This window comes from Paenirhizobium selenitireducens ATCC BAA-1503 (assembly GCF_900492185.1).
GTDB lineage: Bacteria > Pseudomonadota > Alphaproteobacteria > Rhizobiales > Rhizobiaceae > Allorhizobium > Allorhizobium selenitireducens_A.
Genome location: NZ_UEYP01000008.1, coordinates 24,477 through 41,217 on the forward strand (window position 1 = coordinate 24,477; position 16,741 = coordinate 41,217).

Annotated in this window: 16 protein-coding genes; 8 read left to right on the top strand and 8 right to left on the bottom strand. The window is 64.4% G+C overall.

Annotated elements, in window-relative coordinates; genetic code table 11:
* Nucleotides 1–167 precede the first annotated feature (167 nt).
* Genes RHIZ70P_RS14805 through RHIZ70P_RS14820 form a run of 4 tightly spaced genes read right to left on the bottom strand, consistent with a single transcriptional unit; the run spans nucleotide 168 to nucleotide 3,424 of the window.
* Nucleotides 168–962, bottom strand: coding sequence for a class I SAM-dependent methyltransferase (locus tag RHIZ70P_RS14805; protein ID WP_115671247.1), 795 nt, complete (start codon nucleotides 960–962; stop codon nucleotides 168–170).
* On the bottom strand, nucleotides 959–2,002 hold the full coding sequence (locus RHIZ70P_RS14810; protein ID WP_115671248.1) for a glycosyltransferase: 1,044 nt from the start codon (nucleotides 2,000–2,002) through the stop codon (nucleotides 959–961). The genes RHIZ70P_RS14805 and RHIZ70P_RS14810 overlap by 4 nt, the downstream gene beginning before the upstream one ends.
* A complete protein-coding gene (locus RHIZ70P_RS14815) occupies nucleotides 1,999–2,397 on the bottom strand; it encodes a 6-pyruvoyl trahydropterin synthase family protein (RefSeq protein WP_115671249.1) in 399 nt (132 codons plus the stop codon). The genes RHIZ70P_RS14810 and RHIZ70P_RS14815 overlap by 4 nt, the downstream gene beginning before the upstream one ends.
* 25 nt (nucleotides 2,398–2,422) lie before the next feature.
* Nucleotides 2,423–3,424, bottom strand: coding sequence for a zinc-dependent alcohol dehydrogenase (locus RHIZ70P_RS14820; RefSeq protein WP_115671250.1), 1,002 nt, complete (start codon nucleotides 3,422–3,424; stop codon nucleotides 2,423–2,425).
* A gap of 321 nt (nucleotides 3,425–3,745) precedes the next feature.
* Between RHIZ70P_RS14820 and ribA the strand changes: the two genes are divergently transcribed.
* From ribA to RHIZ70P_RS14835, 3 genes are read left to right on the top strand one after another with little or no spacing between them, the layout of a single operon-like run.
* Nucleotides 3,746–4,852 carry a GTP cyclohydrolase II RibA gene (gene ribA, locus RHIZ70P_RS14825; protein ID WP_115671251.1) on the top strand — a complete coding sequence of 369 codons (1,107 nt, stop codon included), beginning with the start codon at nucleotides 3,746–3,748 and terminating at the stop codon, nucleotides 4,850–4,852.
* A 6-nt stretch (nucleotides 4,853–4,858) separates the two neighbouring features.
* Nucleotides 4,859–5,638, top strand: coding sequence for a CDP-alcohol phosphatidyltransferase family protein (locus tag RHIZ70P_RS14830; RefSeq protein WP_115671252.1), 780 nt, complete (start codon nucleotides 4,859–4,861; stop codon nucleotides 5,636–5,638).
* Nucleotides 5,635–6,387, top strand: coding sequence for an FkbM family methyltransferase (locus RHIZ70P_RS14835; RefSeq protein ID WP_115671253.1), 753 nt, complete (start codon nucleotides 5,635–5,637; stop codon nucleotides 6,385–6,387). The genes RHIZ70P_RS14830 and RHIZ70P_RS14835 overlap by 4 nt, the downstream gene beginning before the upstream one ends.
* 14 nt (nucleotides 6,388–6,401) lie before the next feature.
* Here RHIZ70P_RS14835 and RHIZ70P_RS14840 read toward each other — a convergent pair whose 3' ends face one another.
* A complete protein-coding gene (locus RHIZ70P_RS14840; protein WP_115671254.1) occupies nucleotides 6,402–7,325 on the bottom strand; it encodes a lysylphosphatidylglycerol synthase transmembrane domain-containing protein in 924 nt (307 codons plus the stop codon).
* A gap of 62 nt (nucleotides 7,326–7,387) precedes the next feature.
* On the opposite strand from RHIZ70P_RS14840, the gene RHIZ70P_RS14845 reads away from it, so the two are divergent.
* Nucleotides 7,388–9,031, top strand: coding sequence for a sulfatase-like hydrolase/transferase (locus RHIZ70P_RS14845; protein ID WP_235842240.1), 1,644 nt, complete (start codon nucleotides 7,388–7,390; stop codon nucleotides 9,029–9,031).
* 59 nt (nucleotides 9,032–9,090) lie between these two features.
* On the opposite strand, the gene RHIZ70P_RS14850 is transcribed toward RHIZ70P_RS14845, so the two are convergent.
* From RHIZ70P_RS14850 to RHIZ70P_RS14860, 3 genes are read right to left on the bottom strand one after another with little or no spacing between them, the layout of a single operon-like run.
* Complete coding sequence (locus tag RHIZ70P_RS14850; RefSeq protein WP_115671256.1) at nucleotides 9,091–10,668, bottom strand: acyl-CoA dehydrogenase family protein; 1,578 nt, start codon at nucleotides 10,666–10,668, stop codon at nucleotides 9,091–9,093.
* Nucleotides 10,669–10,673: 5 nt separating this feature from the next.
* A complete protein-coding gene (locus tag RHIZ70P_RS14855; protein ID WP_115671257.1) occupies nucleotides 10,674–11,435 on the bottom strand; it encodes an SDR family NAD(P)-dependent oxidoreductase in 762 nt (253 codons plus the stop codon).
* On the bottom strand, nucleotides 11,432–13,285 hold the full coding sequence (locus RHIZ70P_RS14860; protein ID WP_115671258.1) for a feruloyl-CoA synthase: 1,854 nt from the start codon (nucleotides 13,283–13,285) through the stop codon (nucleotides 11,432–11,434). Before RHIZ70P_RS14860 ends, RHIZ70P_RS14855 begins: the two co-directional genes overlap by 4 nt.
* A 141-nt stretch (nucleotides 13,286–13,426) precedes the next feature.
* Here RHIZ70P_RS14860 and RHIZ70P_RS14865 point away from each other — a divergent pair, with 141 nt between their 5' ends.
* The 4 genes from RHIZ70P_RS14865 to RHIZ70P_RS14880 are packed head-to-tail and all read left to right on the top strand — an operon-like array spanning nucleotide 13,427 to nucleotide 16,733.
* On the top strand, nucleotides 13,427–14,221 hold the full coding sequence (locus RHIZ70P_RS14865) for a crotonase/enoyl-CoA hydratase family protein (protein ID WP_115671259.1): 795 nt from the start codon (nucleotides 13,427–13,429) through the stop codon (nucleotides 14,219–14,221).
* Between the two features lie 10 nt (nucleotides 14,222–14,231).
* Nucleotides 14,232–14,702, top strand: a complete 471-nt coding sequence (locus RHIZ70P_RS14870) for a MarR family winged helix-turn-helix transcriptional regulator (RefSeq protein WP_115671260.1) — start codon at nucleotides 14,232–14,234, stop codon at nucleotides 14,700–14,702.
* Nucleotides 14,693–15,574: an amidohydrolase family protein gene (locus RHIZ70P_RS14875; protein ID WP_115671261.1), complete on the top strand. Its 882-nt coding sequence runs from the start codon at nucleotides 14,693–14,695 to the stop codon at nucleotides 15,572–15,574. Before RHIZ70P_RS14870 ends, RHIZ70P_RS14875 begins: the two co-directional genes overlap by 10 nt.
* A 43-nt stretch (nucleotides 15,575–15,617) precedes the next feature.
* Nucleotides 15,618–16,733, top strand: a complete 1,116-nt coding sequence (locus RHIZ70P_RS14880; protein ID WP_115671364.1) for a C4-dicarboxylate TRAP transporter substrate-binding protein — start codon at nucleotides 15,618–15,620, stop codon at nucleotides 16,731–16,733.
* The last annotated feature ends 8 nt before the right edge of the window (nucleotides 16,734–16,741 follow it).

Sequence of the window (16,741 nt, forward strand, 5' to 3'; positions counted from 1 at the left end):
CACGCCAAGATTTGTGGATGTCACTCGATGGTGGTCAAGGTCTGAGATGACTTTGCGAAGTACGAAGGCGTTTCTTTCCGTGTGAGCACCGAACACAGTGCAACACGTTCCCCAATGATTCCAAGCTGACCTCACCCTGATCCTCCTCCAGTTTTTGGGGATCAGATCTAGACCGGCAGGGCGAGGATGTCCGTGTGGCCGACCCGGCATGAGCTGCCCGGCTGGCCGACGGCCAAAAGCCGGTATTCCAGCCAGTCAGCGACGGTTTCCTCCGAAAGTTCGGAGATTTCCAGAAGCGGACGGCGCAGGCCGTTCAGCAGTTCGACCTGCAGGGCGGTCGACCCGGCATCCAAACGCCATGGACTGTTCCCGATCCTGACGTTGTATCCGCGTGCCGCAAATAGGCTGGCGAGGCATGCCGTGGCATCGGGGCCCAGCGCCGGGCCGAACCCCTTGTCGGTGCGCTGATGCCTGTTGAACAGGTCCACCATCTGTCTGTCGAGCGGATGGGGGAGGGACCATTCCATGATCCCGTCATAGTTCAGCGCCGCATAGAGGCCGATCCGCGCGGATGCGAGCCGGTCGGCGACAGCTTCGCAGAAGCGCTCCGAACACAGATCGAACAGCGCTGATGCCGTGACCACCTCAATGCCCTGAAGCGGCAGGCCGTCGATGTCGTTGAGGTCGTGCCGACGGAACCCGACCTTAGCGTTCTGCCCGATCCGCCGCTCCGCTTCTTCCAGCAGGTCGGCGTCATGGTCCAGCAACGTCCAGCCCACCTTGCGGGGCAGACGATCACCGAGGCTCCGCCAGGTCGAGCCGGTGCCGCAGCCGATGTCGAGAACCCGCGCGTCTTCCATGCCTGCGAGATGGCGCGCGAGGTCGTCCACCAGCCCGTCATGACGTGCGGCACGATCGGCGGGCTCGCGAAGGGCCAGCCAGTCCTTGTCGAAACCGCTCATGGAAGCGCCCTCAATGCGGTCGAGATGATGTCGACAGTCGTCATCCAGCCCGGCAGTTGCGCGCCGGCGCGCCTTGCTGCCTCGGCCTTCGCGCGCCTCAGCGTCTTGTCCGTGAGAAGGCTGTGGAGCGCTTGGGCGAAGGCGCCGATGTCATCGACGGGCACCAACAGGCCCGCTTCTTCCGGAACAACCTCGGGAATGGCCCCCGTCCGGCAGGCGATGATCGGCAGTCCCTGCGACAGCGCTTCCGCGAAGACCATGCCATAACCCTCGAAGCGGCTGGCCAGCGCGAAGATGTCGGCGCCCGCCAGAAGCGCGCGCGGATCGTCGCATTCGCCGGCAAGCGAAATCCGATCGGCAAGTCCGAGTGCTTCGACCTGCCGGCGCAGAAGCGTGGCCGTCTCCGGATTGAGCGTCTGGCTGCCGATGATGGTTGCCCGCCAGGGCAGGTGCTCCACCGCCTTCAGCGCCGATATGAGGATGTCGTGGCCCTTGCGCGGCGTCAGTGTGCCGATGGAAATGATGTGGGGCGGGTCACCGTTGCCGGTGGCGATGGGCGCGGGATCCGTGCCCGGAATGGCGACCGTGATCTGGTGTGAACGTATGCCGTAGTCGGCTATTAAATTGCGCGCGGTCATCGGCGAGGTGACGACGACGTGCTTGGCAAAGGACAGTGCGTGACGCTCGCAGCCGTGGAAACAGCTCTGCTGCGTGCTGTCGAGGCCGGTCTCGAGCGCCAGCGGATGATGTACGAGCGCGACGATGCGCAGCCGGCGGGCCTCGCGCTCCGCCCATTCGTCCAGTACGCCGAAGGCAAGGCCGTCGATGATGACGAGCCCACCGTCCGGCAGAGCCGACAGCCTTCGCTCAGCTTCCCGCTTCATCTCGGGGGACGGGGCGGGAAAGCCCTCGCCCAGCGACAGTCGCTGGACAGGCCAGCCGCTTTCCAGGAGGCCGGCGATCACCCGCCGGTCATAGGCATAGCCGCCGGTGTTGAGGGAAAGATCGCCGGGATAGGCGAAGGTGATGCTCTGGCTCAAAGATCGGCCTCGTACCAACCGCGGGCAGTGTGGGACTCGTGCAGCGTTACCTTCAGCCGGCAGATGCGGTGGCTGCCCGGTCCGAGCTTCCTGTCGGCCACCGCGCGCGCAAGTGCGTCGAAGATGTGTTTCGCGACCACCTCCGTCGTGGTGACCTTGCCGGAAAATGCCGGGAGTTCGTCGAGATTCTGGTAATTCAGCGGCTTCAGCACCTCGCCGAGCACGTTGGTGGCAGCGCCGATGTCGACCGCCAGCCCGTCCTCGTCGAGGTCGCGGGTGAAGAAGGCGGCATCGACCACGAAGGTGGCGCCGTGCATGCCTTGGGCGGGGCCGAAAACGGGGCGGGGCAGGCTGTGGGCGATCATGATGTGATCACGGACTTCAACGGCGAACATGGGGCCTCACTCTCAAATTTTGGTTTCAGTAGTGGATACGATGACAAAGGGTTTCCGGATCGGCGAGTATGGCCGGATAAGCCTTCTCGAGGTCGGCGAACCGGGTCTCGCCGGAAATCAGGACATCCAGACGGTCGTCGCGCAGCAGGTCGAGGGCCTTGGCAAGTCGTCTTGCATAGGTCCAGCGCGCGCGCCGCGATGGCGGCACCGACCCCACCTGGGAACTGACGATGCTCAGCCTTCGCGCATGGAAAGCGCCGCCAAGCGGCAGGCTGACGGGTCTGTCGCCGTGCCAGCTCGCCTCGACCACGCGTGCCTCCTGCCCGGCCAGTTCGATGGCGCGGGCCAGCGCCTCGGCCGAACCGGACGCGTTGACAGCCACGTCGAATTCGCCGGTGACCTCGTCGCCCGAGGCAAAGTCGAGACCGAGACTTGCGGCCAGTGCCCGTCTTGCCGGGTTGCGGTCGATGAGCAAGACCTCGGTTCCGGCGATGCGCGACGCGAGATAGGCGACGAGGGCGCCGACGACGCCTGCGCCAAACACCACGACCCGGTCACCCGGCAGAATGCCCGCGTCCCAGACAATGTTGAGCGCCGTCTCCATGTTCGCCGTGAGCACTGCCCGCGCCGACGGCAATCCGTCGGGCAGGACGGTCACGGCGGTCTCGCCGACGGTGAAGACATCCTGATGCGGGTGAAGGCAGAATACGGTCCTGCCGAGAAGCGATGCATTGCCGGATTCAACCTGCCCGACGGCCGAATAGCCGTACTTCACCGGAAAGGGGAATTCTCCGCCCATATGGGGGCCGCGCATGCGCTCGAATTCGCTCGTGGGCACACGGCCGTTGAAGACGAGGTTCTCCGTACCGCGGCTGACGCCGCTGAACAGCATGCGCACGATCACCTGGCCCTCCGCCGGCGGCGGCAGGGCCTCGTCCCTTATCTCGCATGTGCCGGGGCTCGGGAGCCACAACGCGCGGGCGCTTCCGCCTCCCGTCTTACCGGCTGTCCTGGTGTCCAGGTTCATTCATCTTCTCCTCAGCGACGCAGCGCGGCCCGCATTGTAGGACGGGCCCCTTGCGCGGAATGCGGAATTTGCGGCAACGATGCCTCGAATTCTCGGATGGCGCCACGGAGTTCTCGCCAACCAGTGGGTTCAGATATCACCGCTCATAGCGCGATGCCGCAAGGCGCGATTGCGCTGGCGCGCGGATTCCTTGTCACTTTGTGCGCGGAGCCAGATTTTCCATACGGTCGGTCGGAAAATCCGGCAGGTGACGGGCAACATGAATGATCCGGCCGACCCTTCCACGCGTAACTCTGTTACCGGACATTTTGGAGAACTCTGATGACACCGTTTGATGACCAAGGCTTTCAGTTTGCCTCGCCGGCCATGCAGGTGGAACGCGCAGTCGCCGAATTGCGGTTCGGTCGGCCGGTCATCCTCGGGGAAGGCGCGCGCCGGATCGCCGTATTGGCGCTGGATAGCGCGGCCCCGTCCGTCTACGACCAGTTCGCCGCCGCCGTCGAGGGGAAGCATTCGCTCCTCCTGACATCGCACCGCGCGGCGCGACTGTTGCCGGGAACATACGGCGACATTTCTGTACCGCTCGACGGGGTTTCCTTCGCCGAGGCGTCGCGCCTCGCCTACGGGCTTCAAGCGCACGCACCGGCCCGCTGGCGCGCGGCCGACCCGTTGATGGGCGCCTCGGCCGAATTGGCACGACTGGCGCTTCTGCTGCCGGCCATGGTCTGCGCCGACTTAAACGGTTTTGAACACCGGTTCGCGGCCTGCTGCATGCTCGACCGATCGCTGCTCGCAACCGCCGTCGCCGGAAGACAGAAGTTCGATATCGTGGTCCGCACCCGCGTTCCGCTGCGTGATCTCGGCGATGCCGAGTTCGTCGTCTTTCGTGGTGGACTGGCGCAGAAGGATCAGGTCGCGATCGTGGTCGGCCAACCCGATCTCGGCGCCCCGGTGCCGATCCGCATCCATTCCTCCTGCATCACCGGCGATCTCTGTGGTTCGCTCAAGTGCGATTGCGGTGACCAGCTGCGCAACGGATTGGCCGCGCTGAAGGAGGCAGGCGGGGGCGTGCTGCTCTATCTCGACCAGGAGGGACGTGGAACCGGTATCGGCGCCAAGATGCGGGCCTATGGCTACCAGCATCTCGGGTTGGATACGATCGATGCCGATGCCGAACTCGGCTATGGCAGCGACCACCGCCGGTACGAGGCGGCGATCGCGATGCTGCGCTTGCTCGGCATCGCCGATGTTGTCATATTTACCAACAACCCGGCCAAGATGGCAGCGCTTGCCGACGGGGGCATCGCGGTGGACAGCCGCGTTGCCATCACGGGTGAGGTGACGGCCGAGAATGCCCGCTATCTGCGGACGAAGAAGGCGCGCGCCGGCCACATGCTGGATATAGAGGCGCTTCTTGCCGCGGAATAGGCGAACATGACGACGAAGGAACGATCAGCCGTACAGGCGGCCGTCGCGGACGGGAGAGCATCTCCGGCGCTAAAGACGAGCGCGCTGATCGTTCTTGGCAGCGTTTTCGCCGTAGCGCTCGTCGGTTATGGGCTGGCGGCTGTCCAACTGTCGCTCGGCCGTGACGCGCTCGTCGCGGCGACGGTCCTGCTCCTGTTGATCTTCGCGCTCGTCGTCAACGGATTGCATCACCACGGCTTCGATCGCTTCGGGCTGGCTAATGCGGTGACGGCCGTCCGCGCGGCGCTCGTCAGCATGGCCTGCGCCATCGTCGTCTTTCCCGATGCCCTTCAGGAGGCACAACCCACTGTGTGGGCGCTTGTCGTGCTCGTGCTCGTGGCCCTCGCGCTGGACGGCGTCGATGGTCATCTGGCCCGTCGCTTCTCACAGGAGTCCGAGCTTGGCGCCCGGTTCGACATGGAGGTCGACGCGCTGCTGATCCTCTGCCTGTCTGCGGCGGCGCTCCTCCTCGACAAGGCGGGAGCTTGGGTGCTGCTGATCGGATTGATGCGCTACGGCTTTGTGCTGGCACAATATCCCTTGCCGCGCCTCGCAGGCTCGCTGCCGCCGTCTCTCAGGCGCAAGGTCGTCTGTGTGGTGCAGGTCGCGGTGCTGTGCCTGATCCTCTTGCCTGGCATCGCTCCGCCTGTTTCATCATGGCTCGCCGCCCTCGCGCTCCTGTTGCTGTCCTATTCCTTCGCGATCGATTGCCTTTATCTCCTGAGCCAGGCGGAGGCCGACGAATGAGTGGCGTTGAAAGTGTCGACACCGCAATCGGCGTCGCCCGCTCGCTTCTGATCTACTACGGCCAGCCCTGGCGTCGGCGGCAGCTCAGGCGGTTCTATAGCGGCCTGATCGCGCCGGGTGACCTCGTCTTCGACATCGGTGCCCATGTCGGCAGCCGCAGCCGCACACTGCTTTCTCTTGGCGCCGAAGTGGTGGCGGTGGAACCGCAGCCCGTCTTTGCCGACATCATCGGGATGCATCTGGCCGGACGATTGAAGGGTTTCGAGCGGGTGGCGGTCGGCGCCGGCGAAGGCGAGGCGGTGCTGCACATTTCAAGCCGCCATCCCACGGTAACGACCATCTCCGACCGCTTCATCAAGGGCGTCAGCCATGCCGATGGTTTCAGGAACGTGATCTGGGACAGGGAAATCAGGTTGCCGATGACGACGCTCGATCGGCTGATCGACAAATACGGACCGCCCGCCTTCTGCAAGATCGATGTCGAAGGAGCGGAAGCGGACATCCTGCGCGGCCTCTCCCGGCCGATCGGGCTCATTGCGTTCGAATACACGCCCGCTCTGCCTGAGATCGCTCGCGAAGCCATCGACCGGCTCCGGCGTCTCGGCAACTACCGTTTCAACCGGGTGATCGGCGAAAGGCACAGCTTCGTCGAAGCGGAATGGAGCGACGCGGATACCGTTCTGAAGGCTCTCGCCATGCTCGCGCCGGAAAGCCGGTCCGGCGATATCTACGCCCGGCTGATGCCGTGACGCCCGTTGCGGCCCTATTTGCGGAGGCGCGGCCCGCCGAGCAGGGAGCCGGCCAGGACGAGCAGGCCGGGCAGGGCGGTGCCCGCAAGAGAGAACACGCCATACAAAAGGCTCGCAGCGAGGCCTTCCGCGCCGGTGAAGCCGAAGAGCGGCCAGAGCGCTGCGGCGGCTGCTTCCCGCGTGCCCCATCCGCCGATGCCAATGGGAACCAGCATGGTGAGAAGGCAGAGGGGAACCACGGTCACGGCAGCAATCGCCGGCAGCGTCGCGCCGACCGCGTCGGAGGCCAGCAGGAAGGTCAGGACATAGCTTGCGACGATCAGCGCGCTGAGGCCGACCTGCACCCCCAGCGCCCCGTCCTTCCAGAAGGCGGCGTGAATATCGGGGCCGAACCGGCCAAGCCGAGCCTTCAGGGGGGCGCCGAACCATGCGACGGCGGCGCCAAGAGCGACAACGACGGCCGTCACGGTCCAGATCGCCGGCGAAAGGGCGATCGGCAGACGGTCAGGCAACAGGACGGGCCAGGCGATCAGGCCGAGGCATGTGAGCAGGAAAAAGGCGATTTGGCCGGACAGCCGCTCCAGCACGACGGCGGTCGCGGCCCGTTTCCAGCCGCCCGAATTTTCTTGTCGGCTACGGTAGACGCGGGCCGCGTCGCCGGCGATGCCGCCCGGCAGGATCTGGTTGAGAACGCCGCCGAGATAATATTCGCGGACGGCGATCTGAACCGATATAGGATGACCCAGCCGGGCGGCGGTGAAGCGCCAGCGCAGCGCCGACAGCACGATCTGCACCTGGACCACCAGAACGGCTGCCAGAATGTGTCCCGGCGGTACCCGGCCGAGCGCTTCGATTACGCTCACCGGATTGACGGCGATAAGGAGGACCGCGAGAAGCAGGAGACCGGCGGCGATGGTGAATGCCTTCAGCTTGCGCATCGCGGTCTCGTTTCGGGGCGATCTTTCAAGATTGCATTCCACTCTGCAGGAAGGTGAACCGGATGACGTGGCAAGGATCGGACGGTGGGCGCATGCATGTCTCCGGACGGCGGGCCGTACTTTCGGTCGTCATGTTCGCCGTCATCGGGTTTACCGCCTGCATGATGCCGGACAATCCGGGCGCTTTCCATCCCGCCGCCTTCTTGCGGATACCGCTTGAGGTTCCGCTGCTCGCGTTCGCCTTGCTTCTGTTGCCGCGGCGGATGGCCGCCCTCGTCGCACTTCTTGCCACGGCCGTCGTGTTTTGTCTTCTGTTTCTGAAGCTCGCGGATGTCGGTGTGCTCTCCGCCTTCCAGCGGCGCTTCAATCCCTATCTCGACCTTAAGATGCTGTTCGACGGCTGGAACCTGCTTTCCGGGGCCATCGGCAAACTTGGCGCGGCTCTGGCGATTGGCTTGGCGGCGGGAGCCCTGACCGCGCTGATCGGCGCTTTCTGGTGGGCCTGCATCCGGATGACGCGGCTTGGCCGGCAAGCCCGGCGCGCGGCGGTTGCCGGTTTCGCGATCATCCTCGCCGTTGGCCTCGGTTTGCTGGCGGGCGGTTCGCGGGTGGGGCTGAAGGATGTCGCCGAACTGCGGGTGGCTCCCTATCTCGGCGAGCGACTTTCGCTCGTGGCCCGCTCCGTCGCCGATATCAGGAGATTCGAAGACGAGCTCACTGCCGACAAGGGATATGCCGGTGGCGACGGTCTCTTCGCCCGTATCAGGGGGCGCGACGTGATCCTCGTCTTCATCGAATCCTACGGGCGCAGCGCCATCGAGGATCCGCGCTATGGTGCTCTGATCAAGCCGCGCCTCGACAGCGTCGATCGGCAGTTGCAGGCGGCGGGTTTCTCTGCTGCCAGCGGCTGGACGCGCTCCCCGACCGTCGGCGGCCTCAGTTGGCTTGCCCACGGCACGCTGCTGTCGGGCCTGTGGGTCGACAGTCAGGCGCGCTATGACCTTTTGATGAAGAGCGAGCGGGCGAGCCTCAACCGGCTGTTTCGCGACGCCGGATGGCGGACGGTGGCGGTCATGCCGGCCATCACCATGGACTGGCCGGAGGCCGCCTATTACGGCTACGATCAGATCCTCGCGTCGAAGGATCTCGGCTATCGTGGCAAGCCGTTCAACTGGGTGACCATGCCGGACCAGTACACGCTTTCTGCCTTCGATCGCCTGGCCCGGCAGCCGGCGCGGGATGCGGGTGAGCCCGTCATGGCGGAGATCGCCCTCATTTCCAGCCATGCGCCGTGGACGCCGGTGCCGAAGCTGATTGATTGGCAGGCTGTCGGCGACGGCACTGTTTTCAACGACCAGGCAGAAAGCGGCGATTCACCACAGGTGGTCTGGTCTGATCACGACCGCGTCCGCCGGCAATATGTCGAAACCATAGACTACACGCTGGAAACCATTGGCGATTACATTGCTCGCTTCGGCGGCGATGCCGTCTTCATCGTGCTCGGCGATCACCAGCCCGCCGCGCTCGTCAGCGGACCGGATGCCTCGCGTGCTGTGCCGTTCCATGTCGTCAGCAGGGATGTCTCGCTCATCGAGGCCTTCCGTTCGGATGGCTTCACGATGGGCATGACGCCGGATGACCAGGGCCCGGAACCGTCGATGGATAGCATGCGGGACCGTTTGATGCGCCATTTCAGCGCGCGGTGAGGCCGAGGTCCCGCACCTTCCGTTGGATCCTGTTACCGCTCCATTTCGAGGGGCGCCAACTATTCGGGGCCGACCATTTCGAGTCTGAGGGCCATCCAGCCCGAAACCGCCCGCCAGGCCGCGCCCATATAGTCGTTTGCCTGGTAAAGAGCGGTGTCCGGGTCAGCCTGCAGGGCCATCATGCGTGTGCTGAAATCATCGAAGTCATCGAGTATGCGAAGGACGTCGGCAACCTTCGCCGGGTGTCGGACCGCCAGTCCATCGATCTCCTGTCGCGCCCGCCGCAGGAAGGCATTCAGGCCGCGACCTTCTTCCCGCCAGAGCCTCCGCGTCAGGAAGTCCAGCGCCTGCATGCCGGTCGTGCCCTCGTAGATGGTCATAACGCGGGAATCGCGCAAGTACTGTTCGAGCGGCCAGTCCCTTGTGTAGCCGGCGCCGCCAAGCACCTGGATGGCGGCATTGGCGACGTCGAAACCGGCGCCCGCGCCGAAGTTCTTGATCAGCGGCAGCATCCAGCCCGCCAGGTCGCCAAGCTCCCGGCGGAGCTCGTCATCCGCTTCGAGACGGGCTAGATCCATGATGGTGGCGAGCTCCAGCACCGCCGCGCGCAGCACCTCCGTGCGTGACCGGATATCATGCAGTTGGCGGCGCACGTCCGGATGGTCGGCGATCGGCACGGGAGCGTGTTCGGGCGGGCCGCCCTGGCGACGGTCGGCGGCGTAGCTTTCCGCAATATCGGCCGAAGCCGACGCAATGCCGAGCCCCTGGCAAGCAGTCAGCAGGCGCATCAACTCGATCATGGCAAAGAGCTCCGGCAGCCCACGCCCTTGCTCGCCGATCAGGATGCCTCGTGCGCCTTCGAAGCGCAGCGCACAGGTGGGGGAGCCGTGCAGCCCCATCTTGTCTTCAATCCGGTCGAGCGAGATGCCATTCGGCCGGCCATCGCTCAGATTGGGGACGAGAAAGAGACTAAGGCCCCTTGTGCCCGGCAGGTCGCCGGTGCGCGCCAGCAGGCAATGGCCGATCCGCTCCGTCATGTCGTGATCGCCAAAGGAAATCCAGATCTTCTGTCCGGTAATGCGCCACTCGCCGTCGATCAACTCAGCCCGGGTGCGCAGCCGCCCGACGTCGGAGCCGGCATCAGGCTCGGAGATGCAGATGGTCGCGGCCCATTCGCCTGAGGCCAGCCGCGGCACCCATTCGGCGGCAACCTCTGCGTCCGCCGCCCTGGCCAGCAGGTGAGATGCCGCGCGAGCCGATCCGGCCGCCATCATCAGCGCCACGCAGCCCCGCTCGAAGAGCGGCGCGCAGGCGGCGTGAACAGTGAGAGGCAGGCCCTGGCCGCCAAACCCCTCCGGCACATCCATGCCGAGCCAGCCGGCTTGCGCATACTGGCGATAAGCGTCGGCAAATCCGGCCGGTGTCCGGACGCGGCCATCGGTCACGGTGCAGCCTTGGCGATCGCCCGGCGTGTTCAGCGGCTGAAGCACGCCCTCGGCAAATGCGGCGGCCTCATCGAGGATGGCTCGCGTGGTCTCGTCATCGCAGTCGGGATGCAATGCCTGCAGCCGTTTCCAGCCGGGGGTGACCTGAAGCAGTCGCGCGGTCCGTGCCGCCTGTCGTGCGAAAGTCGACATGTGCTTCACTTCGGCTGCATGCGGATCGCCCCGTCGAGGCGAATGACTTCGGCGTTGAGATACTGGTTCTCGATGCAGAAGCGAACGGCATCCGCATATTCCGCCGGATCGCCGAGCCGCGAGGGATAGGGAATGGAAGCGGCCAGGCTCTGTTGCACTTCGGCGGGCAAGGATTTGAGCAGCGGCGTCGCAAAGATGCCGGGTGCGATGGTGTTGACCCTGATTCCGAACCGGGCGAGTTCGCGTGCTGCCGGCAGGGCCATGGAGACGATCGCGCCCTTGGATGCCGAATAGGCCACCTGACCGATCTGTCCGTCGGTGGCGGCGACCGAGGCGGTATTGACGATCGCGCCGCGTGCCTTGTCGTCAAGTTCCGGCAGATCGGCCATGTGTGCCGCTGCAAGCCGCATCATGTTGAAGGTACCCATCAGATTGACGCGGATGACCTTTTCGAAATCGCCAAGCGGCATCGGGCCATCGCGGCCGATCACCCGGGCGGCAGGACCGATGCCGGCGCAGTTGACGAGGATTCTCAGGCCATCGCCTGCCTCGCCGGCATTGGTGATCGCACGACCGGCATCGGCCTCGCTGGCGACGTCGCCGGCGATGGCGATCCCGCCGATGTCCGCCGCAACGCGCACGGCGGCATCCTCGTTGAGATCCATGACATGAACAATGGCGCCACGGGCGGCGAGCATCCGTGCGGTCGCCTCGCCAAGACCCGATCCGCCACCCGTTACCAATGCGCTGCTGCCTTCGATCTTCATGCTGCCATCTCCTTGTCGAAACGTATGACGTCTTCGCCGCCGCGATAGAGGGCGGCCACCAGATCGGCCCGGTGCGACAGCATCGCGCGCTGGTTGATCGAACCCTTGTCGGTCACCTCGCCGCGCTCGAAGCGGGGTGGATCTTTCAGCAGCATGATCCGCATGACGCGGGTGGCCGAGCCGGATGCCGAGCGCGCGTGCCCGGCGAGCTTTTCGGCGAGTGCCCCACGGACTTCGGGGGATGTCAGGATATCCGCATCGCTCAGGGCGTCGCTGCCGGAAACCAGGGCTCTCAGCGCTGGAAGGAACGGCACGACGAGCGCGCCGAGTTCCTCGCGGTCGGCACCGGTGATCACGGCATCGCGGATAAGGCCGCCGAATTGGTCCACCAACTGGGCGCGCAGTTTGCCGACGGCGACCCATGTGCCGGTCTGCAGCTTGAAGTTCTCGGCGATCCGGCCGTCGAAGAAGAAGCCGTGCCGCGGGTCGCGGTCGACGGCAAACTTCACCGCGTCGCCGATCATGTAGAAGCCCTCTTCGTCGAAGGCGGCGGCCGTCAATTGCGGGCTGCGCCAGTAGCCGGGCGTGACATTGGGCCCCTTCAACCGCAGTTCAAACTTGTCTTCGACCGGAACCAGCTTCAGGGTGATGCCCTGCGCCGGAATGCCGATATTGCCGGGCCTTTCCTGCGGCTCGGTACAATAGAGCGAAAACGGCGCCGTTTCGGTCGAGCCAAGGCCGGTACCGATATGCACCGGCTCGCCGCCAGCCTGTTTGGAGAGTTCCTTGAGGCTATCCCAGGTGTGCTGCGCCATGCCGGCCCCGGCATACATCAGCATCTTCAGGTCGCGGAAGAAGGTATCCCTGAGCGCCTCGTCGTCGTGCATGGCATGAACCAGCATCTCGTAGCCGGCCGGCACGTTGAAGTACCAAGTGGGGGAGACCTCGCGCAGATTGGCGATTGTTTCCTTGATCCCCGGTGGCGTCGGCCGCCCCTTGTCGATGTAGAAGGTGCCGCCATGGTAGATGACCATATTGAACACCTTGTTGCCGCTCGCCGTGTGGTTCCACGGCGCCCAGTCGACGACGATCGGCGGATCCTCGCGCAGGAAGGCGTAGCAATCGGCAATCATCTCCTGGTTTGAGCACAGCATGCGCTGGGTCTGGATCACGGCCTTGGGTGAACCGGTGGTGCCGGAGGTGAACAGGAACTTCGCCACCGTGTCGGGGCCGACGGCGGCATGGGCCGTATCGACCGCCGGGCCGGGTTCGACATCGAAGAGATCTGGCAGATGATGCGATGGCCGGCCCGGTGGCGGATTGCGCAGGCAGACCACCGGCACATCGGGCGGGAAGGCCGCGGCGATGGCGGCATGGAAAGGGGCGGCATTCTCAACGAAGACGAGGCCGGGGGTGATCTGGCCGACAATGTCCTTCAGCTTGTCGAATTCGTTCGATACGGTCGCATAGGCCGGCGAGATCGCCGCCGACGGAATGCCGACGTGCTGTGCGGCCAGCGCAACCAGCGCATGGGCGATCGAGTTGTCCGAAAGGATGATCAGCGGACGTTCCACCGAAAGGCCGAAATCGAGAAAGGCCTGGGCGAGTGCCCGGATACGGGCCAAGGCCTCCCCATAGGAAAGCTTGCGCCATGAGCCGTGCTCGTCGCGCTCGGCCATCCATGTCCGGTCGGATGCTGTCTTGGCCCAATAGAGGAAACGCTCGGTGATCTTGTCGGGATAGGGCCCGAGCGCATCGCAGCGCCAGATCAGGATGGAGCCATCGGGTCGCTCCTGCCACTCAAGCTTGGGTGACCACAGCTTGATGGCGCGCATGTGCCTTGTCGTCATGACTCTCCTCCCAGAATGCCAGCAACGATATCAATAGCCCCTCCCGGGCGTTGGAATTTTGTTTACAAAGAAACAATCCCCTTGTAAACAATCGACAAGAAAACAAAATCAAAACACATTTGATCCAAGGAGCTGCCGACGATGGGCGTGGATGTTGCATCGCATTTCGTAACCTATGAAACCGTGGGCGAGATCGCGCATATCGGCCTGAACCGGCCGGAAAAGCGCAATGCGATCAGTGACCGTTTTGTCGAGGCGATTGCGGACGCCGTTGCCAGGGCCGAGCGCGAGGCGAAGGCCGTCGTGCTCTACGGGCATGGCAATCACTTTTGCGCGGGCCTCGATCTGGCCGAACATGTGAAGAAGACGGCGATCGAGGGTGTGCGCGGCTCCCGCCGCTGGCATGCCGTCTTTTCCGGCATCGAACACGGCACTATCCCGTGGTTCTCGGCCTTGCATGGTGCGGTTGTCGGAGGCGGCCTGGAACTGGCCGCCTCCACCCATATTCGTGTGGCCGACGAGACCGCATTCTTCGCGCTTCCTGAAGGACAGCGCGGCATTTTCGTCGGTGGTGGCGGATCGGTGCGGGTGGCACGGCTGTCGGGGGTGGCGCGCATGACCGACATGATGCTGACCGGTCGCGTGGCATCGGCCGCCGAGGCGGAGCGCTGGAACCTCGTGCAATATGTCGTTCCGGCCGGCGAGGCGCGCAAGAAGGCGCATGACCTGGCGGTGGTTGCGGCCTCGAATGCGGCGCTGTCGAACTATGCCGTCATCAATGCCTTGCCGCGCATCCAGGACATGGCCAAGGAGGACGGCCTGTTCGTCGAATCCTTCATCTCCTCCTTCACCGCCACCAGCCCGGAGGCGGAAGAACGGCTGCAAGCCTTCCTCGACAAACGTGCGGCGCGCCTCAAGGCGCCCGGCGCGAATTGAGGAGAGCATCGTGGATCTGTCTCTCCGCAGCATCGATCAGGTCAAGGTGGGAGCGCTTTCCGGTTCGCTCGGATTTCTCTTGCGGCTGGCGCAGTTGCGCGCCTTCGAGGATTTCTTCTCCGACCGCGGCCCACGTGGCCTGAAGCCCGGCGAATTCTCGGTGCTCTGGGTCATCGCCCGCAATCCCGGCATACGTCAGAGCGCGCTCGGCCAGCGGTTGATGATCAAGCGGGCCCATATGACCAAGCTGATCCGCGTGCTGGAGGAGCAGGGCTTCGTTTCGCGGGAGATCCCGGACGCCGATCGGCGCGCGGTGGAACTGACGTTGACGCCCACCGGCGAGGATGCCGTCGAGACGGCCGCTGCCGCCTTCTTCGGCTACGAGGAAACGACCGGCGCTCCGCTCAGCAAGCGTGAGCAGGCGCAGTTGATCGCGCTTCTGCAGAAATATGTCGGTCTGGAGGGGGAAGCATGCCGTTAAACATCGACGATCTGGTCGCGATCGACTTCCACACCCATGCCGAGGAGCCTTGCTGCGGCCCGCGCGACGACGGATATGACGAGTTCCAGGCCGGCATGGCGAATTACTTCAAGAATCCGGCCGGAGCCCAAGGCATGCTCCCGACCGTGCAGGAGACGGCAAGCTACTACCGCGAACGCAAGATCGCCTGCGTGATCTTCCCGGTCGATGCCGAACGGGAGACCGGTTTTCGCCGCTACGAGAACGAGGAAGTGGCGCGGATCGCTGCGGAAAACACCGACATCATGATCCCTTTTGCCTCGATCGATCCGGCCAAGGGCAGGCTCGGTGCGCGCGAGGCCCGGCGGCTGGTTCGCGAATTCGGCGTCAAGGGCTTCAAGTTCCATCCGACCATGCAGGGCTTCTACCCCTATGACCGCAGCGCCTATCCGCTTTACGAGGCAATCGCCGAGGAGGGCGCGATCACGCTGTTCCATACCGGCCAGACCGGCGTGGGCGCCGGCATGCGCGGCGGCATGGGCATGCGGTTGAAATACTCCAATCCGATTCACCTGGACGATGTCGCGGCCGATTTTCCCGACATGCCGATTATTCTTGCCCATCCCTCCTTCCCCTGGCAGGAGGAGGCGCTGTCCGTCGCGACCCACAAGCCCAACGTCTACATCGACATGTCCGGCTGGTCGCCGAAGTATTTTCCGCCGATCCTGATCCGCTACGCCAATACCATGCTGAAGCACAAGATGCTGTTCGGTTCGGATTGGCCGGCGATCACGCCGGATCGGTGGCTCAAGGATTTCGAGACAATCGACATCCGTGACGAAGTCCGTCCGCTTATTCTCAAGGAAAACGCGCGGAGACTGCTGAAGCTTTAAAATCTATCGCCCGTAACGTGTTCTGAACTGGGAGGAAATGAACATGAAACGCATGCTGCATATGATCATGGGGCTTGCTGCCCTGGCTGCCACGACCGCCGATGCCCGCGAATTGCGCGTCGCACCCGGCGCACCGCCTGCCCATCCGTCCAACAGCCATCTTTATGGAAAACTCGTCGAATATCTGCCGGAGGTCTCCGGTGGAAACCTCACCGCCCAGATGCTCGGTCCCGAAGTGGTCGGCCTCGGCCAGATGAAGGACGCGCTCCAGAGCCAGCTCGTCGAAGTGGGCAACCTGCTCCCGCTCTATTTCCCGGCCGACCTGCCGAACATGTCGTTGGCCGGGGAACTCGCGCTTTCCGGCCGCGAGCCGCACGCCATGGCCGCAGCGATGACGGAATACATGGTGACCTGCGACACATGCCAGGCGGAGCTGAAGAAGTTCGGCGTTGTCTATCTGGGCTCGGGCTCCTCGGACGTCTATGCCCTGCTGACAACCAAGCCGGTCAAGACCGCGGCCGACATCAAGGGCCTCAGGCTGCGTAGTGGCGGGGCGCCTTTCTCGCGCTGGGCCGAGAATTTCGGCGCCGTGCCCGCCAATATCGGCGTCGGCGATACCTTCGAATCCATGTCGCAGGGCGTGATCGACGGCTCGATGGCGTCGATCGGCGATCTCCTGTCGTTCCGGCTGGTCGAACTGGTGAAGAACATCACCTTCATTCCGCTCGGCACCTATCACGCGACCTCGGATTTCACCGTCGCCAACTCTGCCTGGACAGATCTTTCACCCGAGGAGCGCAAGCAACTGGCGACGGCCGCCAACAAGGCCAATGTCGTCTTCACCCAGCGCTGGGGCTATGAAATGGCCTCGATCGCCAAGGAGGCCGCGCAAAAGGCCGGCATCCAGTTCCTCGAGCCGGATGCTGAATTCCTGAAAGCATCCGAAGCCTTCGCCGAGGCGGACAAGGCCACCGCGGCAAAGGTCTCGCAGGAGCGCTTCGGTTTCGACGATGCCCAGGCCCGTGTCGACCGCTTCGTCGGTCTGGTCGAGAAATGGAATGGCATCGTCAAGGAAGCGAACGGCGACACCGACGCGATCACCAAGCGTCTCGACGACGAAGTCTGGAGCAAGGTCGACTTCGCCACCTACGGCCTTTGAGGTGGGGG

Coding starts and splice junctions, on each gene's coding strand:
- RHIZ70P_RS14845 (WP_235842240.1), top strand. CDS start 7,388: ATGACGTGGCAAGGATCGGACGGTGGGCGCATGCATGTCTCCGGACGG.
- RHIZ70P_RS14875 (WP_115671261.1), top strand. CDS start 14,693: ATGCCGTTAAACATCGACGATCTGGTCGCGATCGACTTCCACACCCAT.
- RHIZ70P_RS14805 (WP_115671247.1), bottom strand. CDS start 962: ATGAGCGGTTTCGACAAGGACTGGCTGGCCCTTCGCGAGCCCGCCGAT.
- RHIZ70P_RS14820 (WP_115671250.1), bottom strand. CDS start 3,424: ATGAACCTGGACACCAGGACAGCCGGTAAGACGGGAGGCGGAAGCGCC.
- RHIZ70P_RS14860 (WP_115671258.1), bottom strand. CDS start 13,285: ATGACGACAAGGCACATGCGCGCCATCAAGCTGTGGTCACCCAAGCTT.
- RHIZ70P_RS14835 (WP_115671253.1), top strand. CDS start 5,635: ATGAGTGGCGTTGAAAGTGTCGACACCGCAATCGGCGTCGCCCGCTCG.
- RHIZ70P_RS14815 (WP_115671249.1), bottom strand. CDS start 2,397: ATGTTCGCCGTTGAAGTCCGTGATCACATCATGATCGCCCACAGCCTG.
- RHIZ70P_RS14880 (WP_115671364.1), top strand. CDS start 15,618: ATGAAACGCATGCTGCATATGATCATGGGGCTTGCTGCCCTGGCTGCC.
- RHIZ70P_RS14865 (WP_115671259.1), top strand. CDS start 13,427: ATGGGCGTGGATGTTGCATCGCATTTCGTAACCTATGAAACCGTGGGC.
- RHIZ70P_RS14850 (WP_115671256.1), bottom strand. CDS start 10,668: ATGTCGACTTTCGCACGACAGGCGGCACGGACCGCGCGACTGCTTCAG.
- RHIZ70P_RS14830 (WP_115671252.1), top strand. CDS start 4,859: ATGACGACGAAGGAACGATCAGCCGTACAGGCGGCCGTCGCGGACGGG.
- RHIZ70P_RS14840 (WP_115671254.1), bottom strand. CDS start 7,325: ATGCGCAAGCTGAAGGCATTCACCATCGCCGCCGGTCTCCTGCTTCTC.
- ribA (WP_115671251.1), top strand. CDS start 3,746: ATGACACCGTTTGATGACCAAGGCTTTCAGTTTGCCTCGCCGGCCATG.
- RHIZ70P_RS14855 (WP_115671257.1), bottom strand. CDS start 11,435: ATGAAGATCGAAGGCAGCAGCGCATTGGTAACGGGTGGCGGATCGGGT.